At 40.9% G+C, this 16,018-nt stretch carries 8 protein-coding genes; 3 read left to right on the top strand and 5 right to left on the bottom strand.

Annotation, left to right across the window (positions count from 1 at the left end):
- Positions 1-121 precede the first annotated feature (121 nt).
- The 4 genes from BM015_RS06345 to BM015_RS06330 form a co-directional block, all read right to left on the bottom strand.
- A complete protein-coding gene (locus tag BM015_RS06345) occupies positions 122-1,147 on the bottom strand; it encodes a PorP/SprF family type IX secretion system membrane protein (RefSeq protein ID WP_090656131.1) in 1,026 nt (341 codons plus the stop codon).
- A gap of 8 nt (positions 1,148-1,155) precedes the next feature.
- Positions 1,156-4,788, bottom strand: a complete 3,633-nt coding sequence (locus BM015_RS06340; RefSeq protein ID WP_090656128.1) for a DUF7948 domain-containing protein — start codon at positions 4,786-4,788, stop codon at positions 1,156-1,158.
- A gap of 53 nt (positions 4,789-4,841) precedes the next feature.
- A complete protein-coding gene (gene recG / locus BM015_RS06335; protein ID WP_090656125.1) occupies positions 4,842-7,040 on the bottom strand; it encodes an ATP-dependent DNA helicase RecG in 2,199 nt (732 codons plus the stop codon).
- Positions 7,041-7,449: 409 nt separating this feature from the next.
- The gene (locus tag BM015_RS06330; RefSeq protein WP_090656121.1) at positions 7,450-11,082 is read right to left on the bottom strand and encodes a T9SS type B sorting domain-containing protein; all 3,633 of its coding nucleotides are present in this window, start codon (positions 11,080-11,082) and stop codon (positions 7,450-7,452) included.
- Between the two features lie 282 nt (positions 11,083-11,364).
- On the opposite strand from BM015_RS06330, the gene BM015_RS06325 reads away from it, so the two are divergent.
- From BM015_RS06325 to BM015_RS06315, 3 genes are read left to right on the top strand one after another with little or no spacing between them, the layout of a single operon-like run.
- Complete coding sequence (locus tag BM015_RS06325) at positions 11,365-12,456, top strand: aminotransferase class I/II-fold pyridoxal phosphate-dependent enzyme (RefSeq protein WP_090656118.1); 1,092 nt, start codon at positions 11,365-11,367, stop codon at positions 12,454-12,456.
- A 4-nt stretch (positions 12,457-12,460) separates the two neighbouring features.
- A complete protein-coding gene (locus BM015_RS06320; RefSeq protein ID WP_090656115.1) occupies positions 12,461-13,843 on the top strand; it encodes a methyltransferase RsmF C-terminal domain-like protein in 1,383 nt (460 codons plus the stop codon).
- A gap of 21 nt (positions 13,844-13,864) precedes the next feature.
- The gene (locus BM015_RS06315; protein WP_143075767.1) at positions 13,865-14,821 is read left to right on the top strand and encodes a LysM peptidoglycan-binding domain-containing protein; all 957 of its coding nucleotides are present in this window, start codon (positions 13,865-13,867) and stop codon (positions 14,819-14,821) included.
- Positions 14,822-14,894: 73 nt separating this feature from the next.
- Here BM015_RS06315 and BM015_RS06310 read toward each other — a convergent pair whose 3' ends face one another.
- Complete coding sequence (locus BM015_RS06310) at positions 14,895-15,890, bottom strand: aldo/keto reductase (RefSeq protein ID WP_090656112.1); 996 nt, start codon at positions 15,888-15,890, stop codon at positions 14,895-14,897.
- Positions 15,891-16,018 lie beyond the last annotated feature (128 nt).

The following is a 16,018-nucleotide window of genomic DNA, read 5'->3' as shown; positions in this document are numbered from 1 at the left end:
AACTTTCAAAGGGTTTTTAATAAAACTGGTAATGTTTATTCTTGGGTTTACTCTTGATAAGCTTACCTGATTAACTAGCAACTTGAATTAATTAAGAACATACTGGTCAATCAATGCAGTCCTAAAACTTTATAGAAGGACATTTTACATTGCTGCCAAACTCGGAAAACAAGCCTGTTTTTGTAAGCGATATTTCATAAGCACCCAATGTTTGGCTATGAGTGCCGAGGCTGGAACTGGTAGCATCATAACTTACGGTTGCAGTAATGCCGCTTATAACCACGCCAACCATTGGTATGATAGCATCTTTTACACGATAATATAAACCGCCGATTAACTGTGTTGTTCCATCCCCGCTTAAATTGTAATGCGCATTCAAACCGCCAACAATTTCCGTTGACTTACTCATCATGCTGAAATAAGCATTCGGGTTTATGATCCACTGGTTATTTAATTTAAAGCTGCCGTTTACAAAAGCATTAAAACGCATAGGCACTTTTGCATCAGCAGTTGTGTTGCTGAAAAAAGATTCACGCGGCATGTTTATATGATTCACGCTTATACCTGCATTGAGGTAAGCATTATCTGAAGGAAAGACGGCGTAATTAAGGCCTGCATTTAAATCGAGGTACCAAACAGAAGTAGCGCTGAAAGCTTCATTGGAAGGAATGGTAACATCAAAAAATTTACCGTTCCATTGATTATTGAATGTAAGCTTGGTAATATCAATCCTTTTATTCACAGCGCCTATACCAAAGCCCCCACTCAGCAAACTGTTATAGCCAAGCATTTGATGATATGCCAAAGAACCATACACTTTTGTGCTGCTTAAATCGCCGCTGCCTGCTACATCTTTTAACAAGGCAAACCCTGCGCCCACCCAGCCATTTTCAAACCGGTTATTAAACAATTGCGCATCGCCCCAGGCGCTCATGGTTTTATAAGGATTATTTAAAACGCCTGCCCATTGATTGCGGTAATTAACGCCAACCTTCCAGTCGGCATCTGGTTCAAAACCTGTATTGGCAGGATTGATTAATAACGGGGCATTAAAGTATTGGGAAAAATGAAGGTCCTGTGCTTTTGCATAAGCCGCAGCCACAAACATCACTAATAACAGTAAAGCGCTTTTTATATTCTTTTTCATACCACCTCCTATCGTAATAAAGTTATATCACCTTTTTTTGAATATTTTGTTCCATCCGTAAACTGAACACTTAATGTATAAACATATACATCCTGAGGCTGTAAAGCTCCCTTAAAACGGCCATCCCAGCCAAAATTTATATTTGTTGACACGAACACCAACTGGCCCCAGCGGTTATAAATTCTCCACGACATTTTATCAATACCATACCCTTTTACAAATACAACATCATTAGCGCCATCGCCATTTGGTGTAAATGCATTCGGTACATCTACTACAGGCGTAACGATGGCTGTAACCTGCTGGCACGATGTGTCTGAACATCCGTATTGATTAAACGCTATAAGGCAAACCCTGTAACTGCCTGCGGTATTATAAATATGCGTAACAGGCAACATGGATGAAGTAATTAAAGAATCGCCATCACCAAATTCCCATTTATAATTCACAGCGCCGGTGGATGAATTAGTGAATTCATAAGGCGTATTTTCCTTGGGCGTTGTGGGTGAATAGATGAAAGACGAAACAGGGCCTTCATATACACTTATAGTCACTGTTGTATCGTCAATGGGATTACAGGTTAAATTATCTGTTACCGTTAATTTAATAGTATAAGTGCCCGGGTTTTCATATAAATGTATTGGATAGGCATCTGCAGAAGTTTCTCCATCTCCAAAATCCCAAAGAAAATTTTGCCCGCCCAGCGAAGTGTTGTTAAACACAGCATTGTAAGGCGCACAGCCTGTTGCGGGCGTTTCAAACTGAGCCTTTAATGTGGAAGCAACCCTCAACTGATATACGACAGAATCAGGCGAATTGCAGAACATGCTATCGTGCAGGTAAAGCTTCACATTATAAACGCCGCTGGCTGCATACTGGTGCGTTAAAGTAGTGGCGTTGGTGTTTATTACAGTGCCATCACCAAAATCCCAGGTAAAATCATCGGCCTGGAATGTATAACCCGAAGGCGGTATTGAAGTGTTGTCAAACTGGTAATTAAAAGATTCGCAAGGCAGCAGTTTAGTAACCTTCATGCCAAGTTTTGCTTCGTTGCTCCTGGCCCTTATAGTAATAAAAGCTGTATCTGCAACATTGCAGGATGATGAATCAATACTGATCAATCGCACCCTGTAATCGCCAACATTATTGTAAGTATGGCTTGCTGTTGGCGCTGTGGTTGTAGTTTGATTGCCATCGCCAAAATCCCACCTGTATAATTTGCCCAATGCTATCGTATCCCTGAAATCAACGGTTAGCGGGGTGCAGCCTATGCTGTCCCGCGGCACACCATTAATAGAAGGCTGAATAGAAGCAATTACGCCGGATAGTTCAAACGCTATTTTCACTGCAGCTTCATTACAATATGCCCCGGTCTGTGCCGGATTGCCGGAACTCCAGGCGCCGGTAGTAGTTGGAAAAACACCGGTCTTATTGCAGTTGGCGCACACAGCCTGGTAAATAACGCCACGCCTGTCGAACCGGCTGGTGCCGCCATCCACATGATCCCCATATACGCCGGGGTCTGTACCAAATGTCCCGAAATAACTGCCAAACAACTGTCCCATAGCATCTTTCTCCAACACAAAAAAATAAAAGTCATTACCGTCTGTTTGCCTCGAAATTGCATTGGCGGTGGTGCTCATGCCTACCGTGGACTGAGAGGAACCATAATATTCATTGTTTGCTTTTCCTCCCCAACCGGAAACATACACATTGCCGCAAATATCCACAAGGAAAGCCGTAGGCGATATATTAGGAACACCACTTTTACTGCCGAAATTGGCAGAATAAATAACTTCGGTAAGATCGGGGTTCAGCTTGGTAATAAATTGTTTTCCATCCTGCTGCCCGCTTACGCTGTTAAACGTGGATTTATATACAGGCAGGCTCACATTGGTTGTGCCCATTATGTAAGGATAACCAAACTTATCCGTTTGCACGCCATAAACAATATCGTTGCCTTTTCCACCCACGTAGCAAATCTTAAGCAGGGTATTGGCATCGCTGCTTATAGCAGCAATAAAACCATCCACATCGCCGCCCTGGTAGCTGTTATATATTATGCCCTGGGGAGCATTGCTTCCCCTTACTGCCAGGTCGGAACTTGATGTGCCGCCGGCTATGTAAATGGTGCCTGTTGTCGGGCTTATATTTAAAACAAATGCCGCATCATTACCTTTTCCGCCTATTAAAGTGCTGGTAAATATATTGCCGAGGTCAGAGGAAGCTTTGATGAATACACCATCCTGCGTGCCACCGAGCGCTTTATCAAAAGCATTGGATGTGGTGGGAAAATCTTCAGACTGTGTACAGCTTGCCAGGTAAATATTATCCTGGTAATCTGTAATTACTTCACTTCTTGCATCATCGCCATAATTTCTTCTTGTGGTGGATGCGCCGGATGAAACATATTTGGGAGAGATATTAACGCCATCTGCACCACTGCCGCCAAACTTGCGGGAAGCGAGAAGCGTTTTGCCGTCAGGGCTGAATTTTGCAAGAAAAATGTCAAAGCCACCACCCTTACCATAAGTATCGGCTGTAGTGGGAAAATTGGTAGAGCTGGTGCGGCCGGATATAATGAGGTTGCCTTTCGAATCTGTCACAAGGCTATGCGGCTGCTCATCGCCGCTGCCGCCAAAATAAGTGGCGTATAAAGCAAGCGAACCTGTGGGATTAAATTTGATTAAAGAAATATCATAAGCGCCCGCCCTTCCTTCACTCGCATCGCCGCCATTAAATGTTTGATCGTAGCCGCCAACATGCCGTGGGTCAAAACCATCATCAAACACAATTCCGCCCGCATAAAAATTTCCTTCATTATCATAAGTAGCAGTATAACCCCAGTTATCGGAAAGACTGCCGGTGAAGCTTGAGAAAATTTCAGTGGGATCGATGATCAGTGTCTGGCTTTTATCATATTTATCCAGTTTGAAACGAACAGTATTTCCTTCCAGCTTAAATGCTGCTTTTACAGCTGTGCGCACGGCTTTGCCTAACTGGTAAGAAGAAGGAATACTTTGATAAACTTCACCCACAGAAGTTTTCATGGTGAGGTTCCCATATTTGTTTAACAGCAGGCCATCAAGGCCGTTAAACCGCATAGCCAGTTTACTTATATCTGCGCCGGGATTTATGATGATATCGTATTTAAGGTTTCCATTATCTGAATAATATCTTACATCAATATTTTTATACACATTTTTATAGGTAATGCCATTATAAACCCTGCAACCGGTTTTCCATTTGCTGCTGTCTGAGCCAATAAAATAATTATTAACGATGCTGAGCGGTTTATCCGGAACGGCAACAGCATTTGAATCTGCACCTAAAAAACTTATTTCATAAGCATGGGAATGCAATACGAGACCAGGAAGGGATTTTAGCCTGCCTTTAATCGCCGTGCTGTCGAGATGGCCGCCAAAAAAATCAGCAAGTTTCCGCATATCATCCTTATCATGCAATGCCACCTTATAACCGGATGGTTTAAGGTATAATGCACCGCCTTTAAAATCTGATTTGAATTTTATAGAATTATCCCACTGGCCTTTATTCTCAACAAATTGCAAATACTGGGCGTTCAGCCTTTGTGCAGTAAAGGCCGTAAATAAAATGACAACCAGTATAAGAATATGCCTCAAGCGAAAATTTTATTTAAGTTACAAATTAAACGCTTGTTGGTTTCAATTTGTTGTTAAGAAATTTTACTCCAAACTGTCTTTCCTTTTTGCGACAGCAAAAAGGATTTCAAACCTGTATTTTCAGGCTTGATTAATTCTTCATCAGCCGATAAAACCGCATCTGCATAAAACTTTGAAGCATCAAGCAAATCTTTATCATTGACCAAACTGGCCAGCTTAAAGTTTAACATGCCGCTTTGCCTCGTGCCTTCAATTTCGCCGGGGCCACGCAGCTCCAAATCCTTTTCAGCAATCTTAAAGCCATCGTTGGTAGCGCACATGATTTTCAGTCTTTCCTTTGCATCATTGCTTAGTTTATAAGGCGTAAGCAAAATGCAATAACTTTTATCGCTCCCCCGCCCCACTCTTCCACGTAACTGGTGCAGTTGCGACAGCCCGAATTTCTCCGAACTCTCAATTACCATAACGGATGCATTGGGGATATCAATACCAACTTCTATCACCGTAGTACCAACGAGTATATGAGTGTCGCCGGATTTAAAACGTTGCATATTAACATCTTTTTGTTCCGCCGGCATTTTACCATGCACCATACTGATGCTGTATTTATGCTCAGGAAAAAAACTCTTCACCTGCTCGTAACCCTGCATCAGGTCTTCATAACTCAATTTTTCACTTTCTTCAATTAAAGGATAAACAAAAAAAGCCTGCCTGCCCCTTTTAATTTCCGTTTTTACAAAATCCATTACGCTGGCTCTTTTGGTTTCATAACGGTGAACCGTAATCACCGGTTGCCTTCCCGGTGGTAATTCATTTATAATACTGTAATCAAGATCGCCATAAGCCGTCATAGCGAGTGTACGCGGAATGGGCGTTGCCGTCATTACGAGCACATGTGGCGGCACTTCAGCCTTTGCCCAAAGCTTTGCCCGCTGCGCCACACCAAAACGGTGCTGCTCATCAATCACCACCAAACCGAGGTTATTAAACTGCACCACATCTTCAATTACCGCATGCGTGCCCACCAATATGTGAATGTTGCCTTTCTTCAATTCTTCTAATATCAATCTTCGCTCAGCCTGCTTTGTGGTGCCTGTTAGTAAAGCAATTCCCGCGGGTAAATCTTTCAGTAAATTTTTTATGTTATTGAAATGCTGTTGTGCAAGAATTTCTGTTGGCGCCATCAGGCAGCTCTGGTAATTATTATCTGCGGCAATGAGCATTACCAGCAAAGCGACGATGGTTTTACCACTGCCCACATCGCCCTGCAGCAGGCGGTTCATCTGGTGCGCTTTTGCAGTATCTGCCCTTATTTCTTTAATCACCCTTTTTTGCGCACCGGTTAATTGAAAAGGCAGGTAATCATTATAAAAAGAGTTAAACAATTCTCCCACTTTTTCAAATACCACGCCGCGGCTTTTGCGGTGCCGCCTGCCGCGAATCATGCCCATGCGCACTTGTGCGAGAAAAAATTCTTCAAATTTTAAACGCCTTGCAGCCTGCTCATAAATTTCAAAACTTTTTGGGAAATGAATATTGATAACCGCTTCATAACGAGGCATAAGGTTTAATGCCTGCAGCACATCCCCCGGTATATTTTCATACAAATCTTTTTCAGAGAGTAATGGAATTAAGGCTGATGTGAGCCTGGCAATTTGCCTTGCATTTAATCCTTTGGCTTTTAATTTTTCTGTGGTTGAATAAACAGGTTCTAAAAAAGATTTGCCGCTTTTTAGCTCCGGCGTAAATAATTCTATTTCCGGATGTGTTATTTGCGGCCTGCCGTTAAAAAAAACCACTTTACCATACACAAGGTAATCGCCGCCTTCATGCAACATTTTCTGAACCCAATGAATACCCTGGAACCATGTTAGTTCAATCATGCCTGTACCGTCTTCCAGCCAGGCAACCATACGTTTTGAGCTTCGTTGACCGAGTATTTCTATACCCGTTATTCTGCCGGCCACCTGTATATATTCTGTTTGCGGATTAATGCCGGCGATGGCATCTATTTTAGTGCGGTCAATATAACGAAGCGGGTAATGACTGAGCAAATCTTCAAACGTAAAAATGCCGAGCTCTTTTTTTAAAAGATCAGCTTTTAAAGGCCCAACGCCTTTTAAATATTCAATAGGCGAACTTAATATTGAAGACGAATAATTAATGACGCTTGTTTGGAGACAAATATCTGAATGAATGTATAACCAGCAAACAGGCGCAAGAAGTTTAATCTTAAAATAAGTTTTTAACATGCCTTCGCGAATAATGGTGGCAATAGCAGGTATAAAAAAAGGTTTACAGCTCTTAAAAGAAAACGGGCATACAATATTAATTGTACACCCGCATCTTATAAAACGGAGGTAAGCAGGTTCCGTTTTACTTTTTCATCAGCATGGTAGTTTTGGTTGTTTTAATATCGGTGTTTGTTATTACTGCTATATAAACACCTGCTGATAAGCTTATGTCTGGTATTTTTTTATAACCAGGGCTAAAATTACTACAGTCAAAACCTGCATAAATAACAAATCAGTAAACGCGTTCTTTTTGTTGGTAAATGAAACGCAGGGTGTTGTGAACAAATAGGAAAACTTATTTGTCTGCGGTTTTCTTCAAAAATGAGGCATAAAAAATAGGGAAATTTATATTGAAGGATGATTGAATTTATCTCAACAAAGTAATATCTCCCTTCTTGTTCAGCTTAGTGCCATCAGAAAACTCGATGCTTAATGTATAGGCATATACATCCTGCGGTTGCAAAGCACCTTTAAAGCGGCCATCCCAGCCATTATTAATACCTGATGATACAAAAAGCAACTGCCCCCAACGGTTATATATTCGCCAGCTCATTTTACTGATGGCAAAACCCTGCACATAAATCACATCGTTTGCCCCATCTGCATTGGGTGAAAAAGCATTAGGCACATCCACAACAGGAGTTATGATAGCAGTAACCGCAGCACAGGTTGTATCGGTGCAGCCATGTTCATTGTAGGCAATAAGGCAAACATTATACTGGCCTGATGCATTGTAAATATGCGAAACAGGCAGCATGGAGCTTGTTACCAGCGAATCGCCATCACCAAAAAACCATTTATAATTGGTGGCGTTGATGGATGTGTTTGTAAACTCGTATGGTGTATTTTCAGTTGGTATTGCAGGTGTATAAGTAAATGATGCCGTTGGCCCGTCATATACAGTAATAACCATGCTGGTATCATCTGTGGGGTTGCAGGTAAAATTATCAGTAGCTGTTAAGGTTACGGTATAAGTTCCCGGTGTGATGTATTGATGAGTTGGTGATACATCTGTTGAAGTATTACCATCACCAAAATTCCACATAAAACTTTGCCCACCTGTTGATGTGTTGGTAAACGTAACATCAAATGGTGTGCAGCCGGATGAAGGCGCTGTAAAGTTTGCCGCTAATACGGAAGCCACCCTTAATTCAAACACCGCAGAATCGGAAGAATTACAGAAAGAAGTATCATTAAAATAGAGCTTCACCATGTAAGTGCCAGCCGCCGTATACTGGTGTGTAATGGAAGCTGCATCGGATTGAATAACCGTTCCATCGCCAAAATCCCAGGTAAAAGTGCCAGGGTTAAAATTGTATCCGGCCGGCGCCACAGAAGTATTAGAAAATTGGTAATTGAACGATTCACAAGGCGGGAGCTTAGTAACATTCATACCAATCTTCGCTTCATTATTTTTTGCCCTGATGGTTATATATGAAGTGTCGGCAATATTACAGGAAGCAGAATCAATGCTTATCAACCTTACTTTGTAAGTGCCGGTATTGGTATAAGTATGGCTGGCATTGGGAGCTGCAGTTGTATCACCGCTGCCATCGCCAAAATCCCACCAGTATAATTTACCCAGTGAAACGGTATCTTTAAAATCCACTGTGAGCGGAATACATCCAATGCTATCCCTTGCAACGCCGTTAATGGAAGATTGAACGCCCGAAAAAATGCCCGACAATTCAAAGGCAATCTTTACTGCAGCCTCATTGCACTGGTTGCCTCCCTGTGCAGGATTGCCTGAGCTCCAGGCGCCTGTTGTGGTTGGGAAAGTACCTCTTTTGCCACAATTGGCACATACAGCCTGGTAGATAACCCCACGCCGGTCGAAGCGGCTGGTACCGCCATCTACATGGTCGGCAGCATCGGCAGATCCCACAGAACCAAAATAACTGCCAAACAACTGGCTCATTGCATTCTTTTCCAACACAAAAAAGTAGAAATCACTCCCATCCGTCTGCTTCGAAATAGCATTGGCTGTAATGCTCATTCCGGAAACTGTTTGTGTTCTGTAATAGTCAATATTTCCTATACCACCCCATCCGGAAACATACGCATTACCGCAAATGTCCACAAGAAAAGCTGTGGGAGAAATATCGGGAATACCGGAACCTTTTCCAAAGTTGGCAGAATATTCTATTCCCGTAAGATCTGGTTTAAGTTTTGTAATAAACTGGTTCCCTTTTATTTGATTATTATTTGCATTAAACGGAGAATTAACAACCGGAAAACTTTGGGTAGTTGTGCCCATCACATAAGGGTAACCAAATTTATCAACCTGTACGCCGTACACCATATCATTTCCCCCTGTGCCTATATAACAGGTTTTCAGTAGCGCTGTCCCGGCCGGGTTCAAAATAGACAAAAAACCGTCCACATCTCCGCCCTGGTAAGCGTTATGTACAATACCCTGTGGCGCATTATTTCCATTCAAGGCCATATCGGCACTGGTTGTTCCACCCGCTATATAAATATTACCTGTAACATTGTTTATTGCTAAAACAAAAGCAGCGTCAGCTCCGGATCCTCCTAATAAGGAGCAGGTGTAAATATTGCTTAAATCAGATGAGGCTTTAATAAAAACTCCGTCCTGGAAACCACCGAGTGTTTTTTTGAAGGCATTATCTGTAGTTTTAAAATCGCCGGATTGTGTACAGCTTGCAAGATATATATTATCAGCAGCATCTACTATTACTTCGCTTCTCGCATCATCGCCATAATTTCTCCTGGTACGGTCTAACTTCCTTGTAATATATTTTGGATCAATATTTACTCCGTCCGGCCCCGTTCCACCAAATTTCCGTGAAGCCAGCAAGGTTGAACCGTCAGTGCTTAATTTGGCAAGAAATATATCAAAAGAACCGCCCGGGCCATAAGTTTCACTGGTTACGGGAAAATCTGCTGAAGTTGTTCTGCCGGATATTATCAAATTGCCTTTTGAATCACAAACAAGACTGTGCGGTTGTTCATTACCGGCGCCACCCAAATAGGTTGCAAATAATGCCTGTGTGCCGGTTGGGTTGAATTTAATTAAAGCAATATCATATCCGCCGATAGGGCCTTCACTATTATCGCCGCCGCCAAAAGTTTGATCATATCCACCCACATTGCGCGGATTGTAACCATTGCCAAACACAATACCACCTGCATAAAAATTACCATCATTATCATAGGTAGCCGTGTAACCCCAATTATCCTCCAGGCTGCCGGCAAAAGTGGAAAATATCATTGTGGGGTCAATAACCAGCGTAGCCTTTTTATCATATTTACCCAAATTAAACCGAACTGTATTTCCTTCCAGTTTAAAAGCCACTTTAACATTGGTTTTTGCATTACTTAAAACCTGGTAACTCAAGGGAATGCTTTGATATACTTCCCCAACGGAAGTTTTAAGGGCAAGATTGCCGTACTTATTCAGCAATAACCCATCAAGGCCTTTAAACTGCATGGCAATTTTCGACACATCGGCGCCGGGGTGGATGATAATGTCATATTTAAGGTTGCCATTATCTGAATAATATCTTATATCAACGTTTTTATAAATATTCTTATAGGTAACGGCATTATACACCCTGCACCCCCTGCGCCATTTTGTACTGTCTTTACCCACAAAGTAATTATTTACAAGCTGTGTAGGCTTATCTGGAACAGCAACCGCATTTTCATTTGCATTTAGAAAAACTATTTCATAAGCATGTGAATGCAATTTTAGCAGCCGTAATGTTTTGGCTTTAACAGCCTCGCCGCTTTTACCGGTATCTGTTTGCTCTGCCTGATGACCGCTATAAAATTCAGCCAGCTCTTTCAACTCGGCCTGGTTATGCAAAACAACCCGGTAGCCGGAAGGCGTTAAATTAAGCAGCCCTCCTTTAAAATCTGTTTTAAACTTTATTGAACTATCCCACTGCCCCTTGTTTTCAACAAACTGAAAATATTGCGCAGAGGTATATCCTGCCGTAAACATTAAAATTATAAATGCTAAAAAACGCTTCAAATAAAAAAATTTATGTATTAAACGTTCCGTGTTATCAATTGTTGTAAACCAAAGAAGCTGTTTAAAAAGGTTTTATTAAATCTTAACGAACTATCAAATAAAATTCTGCACCCGCGGCAAAAACATTTAACCAGCATCCCGGTAACAGCAATAATAGACAACAAAAACAAAATACTATGCAAAACAATTGACAACCATTAATGCAAAACCGTTGGCAACTCCTTCCCGCCATGAAAAAATTTAATTGAAACATCTTCTTAGCTTTGAACCATACAAAGTGCGATGTACGACGATTCTTTTCTTGAAAAAAAATTAAACCAGCGAAAGCAGCAAAATGCTTTCAGGCAGTTAAAAATGCCTGCAGGTAAAATTGATTTTTGTTCCAATGATTATCTTGGTATCATTCATAACAATTTATTGCATAATAAAATAAAGGCCGGTCTTAAAACAGGTTCTGCCGGTTCGAGGCTGCTTGCAGGCAATTATGCTTTAATTGAAGAAACCGAAAAACAGATTGCATTATTTCATAAATGCAAAGCGGCTTTGATTTTTAATTCAGGTTATGATGCCAATACCGGCGTGTTAAGCTCCATTCCGCAAAAAGGCGATACCATTTTGTACGATGCCCTTTGTCATGCATCCATCCGCGATGGCATTCGTTTATCTTTTGCACAAAGCTTTTCATTTGGCCATAATGATATGGCAGAACTGGAAAAAAAGCTGAAAACGGCAAGCGGTAATATTTTCATTGTAACAGAATCGGTGTTTAGCATGGACGGTGATTTTTGCCCGCTGCAAAAAATTATTGCGCTTTCAAAAACATACAATGCGCATGTAATAATTGATGAAGCGCATGCCATTGGTGTTATTGGTGAGAACGGCGAAGGCTTATGCCAGTTTGAAAATTCAGAACAGGAAATATTTTGCAGGGTTTATACGTTTGGCAAAGCCTGTGGCTGTCACGGTGCTGTTGTTTGCGGTTCGCAGCAATTGAAAGATTATCTTATCAATTTTGCAAGAAGTTTTATTTATACAACGGCCCTGCCCGAGCATGCAGCAGCCGTTATACAAGCAAGTTATAACACCTTTCCTTTTTTAAAAGAAGAAAGGGCACATTTGCAAAGATTGATTGAATATTTTCAGCAGGCTGCTATAAAATTTGAGAAACTGTCTTCGGCTACACCCGTTCAAATTGTAATGATACCGGGCAATGAAGCAGTAAAAAAAATTGCGGCACAATTGCAGCATGAAGGCTTTGATGTAAGAGCGATTTTATACCCCACTGTGCCTTTGAATAAAGAAAGGCTTCGCATTATCATACATGCTTTTAACACCATTGACGAAATAGAAGAACTTATTAATATTTTATCCTGATATCTTGGAAAGAAAATTACCCGAAGAATTAATAAAAAATATCGCCGATATAAAAGGTTTCAATCAGCAAGCTTTTGAAGCAGCGCATTATCATCCTCAAATAATAACCTCGGTGCGTTTTAATGAAAAAAAGTATGAGCATTTTCAGCATTCTTCTGTTACAAAACATCCTCAATTCAGCTTAGATAAAAAAGTACCCTGGTGCGAATATGGTTTTTATTTAGATGAAAGGCCGCAGTTTACATTCGATCCATTGCTGCATGCAGGCGCTTACTATGTGCAGGAAGCAAGCAGCATGTTTTTATGGACGGCATTGCAACAATTATTTAAAAGAGATGCCGATATAAAAATTTTAGACCTCTGTGCAGCGCCCGGCGGAAAAAGTACGCTACTGGCCTCTTATTTTAAGAACGCCTTAATTGTTTCAAACGAAGTAATAAAAACAAGGGCGAATATTTTATATGAAAACATAACCAAGTGGGGCTCGGAAAATGTGGTTGTAACTAATAACGATGCTGCAGATTTTCAACGCCTGGAAAATTATTTTGATTTGATTGTAATTGATGCGCCGTGCAGTGGCAGCGGGCTTTTCAGGAAAGACGAAGATGCAATTGATGAATGGAGTGAAAACAATGTAAAGCTGTGCAGCCAGCGCCAGCAGCGCATTATTGCAGATATATATTCTTCTTTAAAACATGATGGTATTTTAATTTATTCCACCTGCTCTTATTCGCAGGAAGAAGATGAAGATATAGCAGACTGGATGAAGGCGATGTTTAAGGTTGAAAGTTTAAAGTTTAAAGTTGATGATAACTGGCATATTGATGAAACGCTATCTGAACTTCATCAATGTTATGGCTACCGTTTCTGGCCGCATAAGTTAAAAGGTGAAGGATTTTTTATATGTGCCATGCAAAAAAATGAAACGGAAACTTTCACAAAATACGGTCAGCAATCTTTACTTAAAACAACTAATAAAGAAGCTGCTTTGATGCAGCAATATGTAACAGCAAACGACTGGCTGTTTTTTAAACAGGCAGATTTTTTTCGTGCTGTTCATAAACAATGGGGCAGCGATGTTGCGCTGCTTCAAAAAAAATTATACCTCAAAAAAGCAGGCATTAACATTGGCGAAATAAAAGGCAATGGTTTAATCCCGCACCATGAATTTGCCTTAAGCACAATATTCAATGATAATATTTTTAAAATTGAATTGGATGAAGAACAGGCTTTACAATACCTGCGAAAAAAAGACGTTGTATTAGAATCCACGCGTAAAGGATGGAGTTTATGCACATATAAAAATTTTTCGCTTGGATGGGTAAAAATTTTGCACAACCGTGTTAATAATTATTATCCAACAGAATGGCGTATCCGTAAAGAATAAATTTGCAACAAAATATAGAGCATGAAGTATATAAAAGTAACCGCAGCAGCATTGGCTTTATTTCTTTCTGCACAAACATTGCAGGCCCAGTCAAATTACATTAATCATACACTGAAACAAGGTGAAACTTTATCTGCGCTTGCCAGGCAATACAATACTTCTGTTGGAGACATTATGCGTGCCAATGGCATGCATGCAGACAGCAAGCTGGTTTATGGCTCAAACATAAAAATACCTTCTGCAAAACAACAGGCCGCTGAAAGAAACAGCAGGCCGGTTGTGAATACACCGGCGCAGGCCGCTCCTTCTTCATCAGGTGAAATAACACACCTGGTTGCAAAGGGTGAAACATTGTACAGCATCAGTAAAAAATATAACGTTACGGTTGACCAGCTTAAGGCATGGAACAATCTTACAGATAACAGCGCCAGGCTTGGCACTTTATTAATAGTTAATGAAAGCGGCTTAAATAAAATGGCTAAGGCTCCTGCGCCGCAAAGGCAGCAAACAGCAGCAGTAACTGCAGCGCCACCGCCACAAAAAGAACCCGTTGAAGAAAGCAAGCCCGATTATAATTCAACAGCGGCAACAGGTAATATTTCGCCTGCCATGCAAACGGTAAGCAACATGTCTGCCCCTGCAGAAGATGTTACCACTTATTCGGGAGATGGCTTTTTTGCGCAGCAGTTTAAAGAAAAGAAAGGCAAGAATATGCAAACTGTATCCGGTGTTTCCAAAACATTTAAAACGGCCAGCGGATGGGCCGATGGCAAATATTATATTCTTGCCAACGATATAGAACCGGGAACAATTGTAAAACTCAGTTCCGATAATGGCAGTGCTGTTTATGCCAAAGTGCTCTGGAATATGGGTGATCTGAAAGACAATGCCGGCATTAATTTTCGGATAAGCAATGCAACGGCCGCCGCTTTACATGTGAACGATGCAGCCAGTTTTAATTTGAATGTGAGCTTCTGATAAAAAAATGCAGCCCTCAACTTTATTGAGATTTTCAGGGCTGCATTATATTTTTATACAATCTTAAAGAGCTTTATTTAATAAGCTCAAGTTTATTCAGTTCGGCAGTTATAAAACTTATTTCATCTTTACTCAATTGTATATTAATAGCGGCTGCATTTTGCACAGCCTGCTTTTCATTTCTTGCACCAACCAGTGCAATTGTAATGCCGGGCTGTTCTATTGTCCAGCGGATAACTAATTGACCAAGGCTTGCTTTTTTTTCTTCAGCGAGTGGCTTTATTTTTTCAAGAAATGCATCGGTGCGTTTAAGGTTTTCATCTTTAAAAAAGTATAAACCGGCACGATGGTCGCCCTCTGCAAAATGATGTCCCGGCTTCATTTTTCCGGTAAGTAAGCCGCGCTCAAGCGGGCTGTAAGCAAGGATGGATTTATTATGTTCTATACAATAAGGAACCACATCTTTTTCAATATCCCGCTTTACCATACTGTATGGCACCTGGTTTGAAACAAGGTTAATGTATTTGTTAGCTTCCTGCATTTGTTCAACATTATAATTGCAAACACCTGCATAACGAACTTTGCCCTGCTCAATAAGTTTGGCAACGGCTTCCATAGTTTCCTGTATGGGAGTAGTTACATCAGGCCAGTGTATCTGGTAAAGGTCTATATAATCTGTGCCGAGCCTTTTTAAACTGTCTTCGCATTCTTTAATAACACTTTCCTTGCCTGCATACTTATAAATATCAATATCTTCCCCGTTATTGTTTTTACTTTTAAAAGCAAAAGCACCCTTTGTTTCATTCCAGCGCATGCCATATTTTGTAAGTATCTGCACTTTATCGCGTGGTATACCCTTAATAGCTTCGCCCGTTATTTCTTCGCTGGTGCCTTGCCCGTAAATTGGCGCTGTATCGATAGATGTTACGCCTAAATCATATGCTGCTTTTATAGCTTTTACAGCTTCACTCCTTTCCGTACCGCCCCACATCCAGCCGCCTGCAGCCCATGCACCAAAAGTTATTACTGACACCTGAAGATCTGAATCGCCTAAATTTCTGTACTCCATACTGTTTTTTTTATTTTGATAAAATATATGCTGCTATAAACGTATTCCGGTTAATGTGCCTTTCAAAATTATAGATATAATAAAGATATGTTCCGGCACAAGTATAATCTGCGCTAAATAAAAAAGCT

It is taken from the genome of Parafilimonas terrae, from assembly GCF_900115755.1.
GTDB classification, from domain to species: domain Bacteria; phylum Bacteroidota; class Bacteroidia; order Chitinophagales; family Chitinophagaceae; genus Parafilimonas; species Parafilimonas terrae.
This window is presented reverse-complemented; position numbering and strand designations above follow the sequence as displayed.

Coding starts and splice junctions, on each gene's coding strand:
- BM015_RS06345 (WP_090656131.1), bottom strand. CDS start 1,147: ATGAAAAAGAATATAAAAAGCGCTTTACTGTTATTAGTGATGTTTGTG.
- recG (WP_090656125.1), bottom strand. CDS start 7,040: ATGTTAAAAACTTATTTTAAGATTAAACTTCTTGCGCCTGTTTGCTGG.
- BM015_RS06325 (WP_090656118.1), top strand. CDS start 11,365: ATGTACGACGATTCTTTTCTTGAAAAAAAATTAAACCAGCGAAAGCAG.
- BM015_RS06315 (WP_143075767.1), top strand. CDS start 13,865: ATGAAGTATATAAAAGTAACCGCAGCAGCATTGGCTTTATTTCTTTCT.
- BM015_RS06310 (WP_090656112.1), bottom strand. CDS start 15,890: ATGGAGTACAGAAATTTAGGCGATTCAGATCTTCAGGTGTCAGTAATA.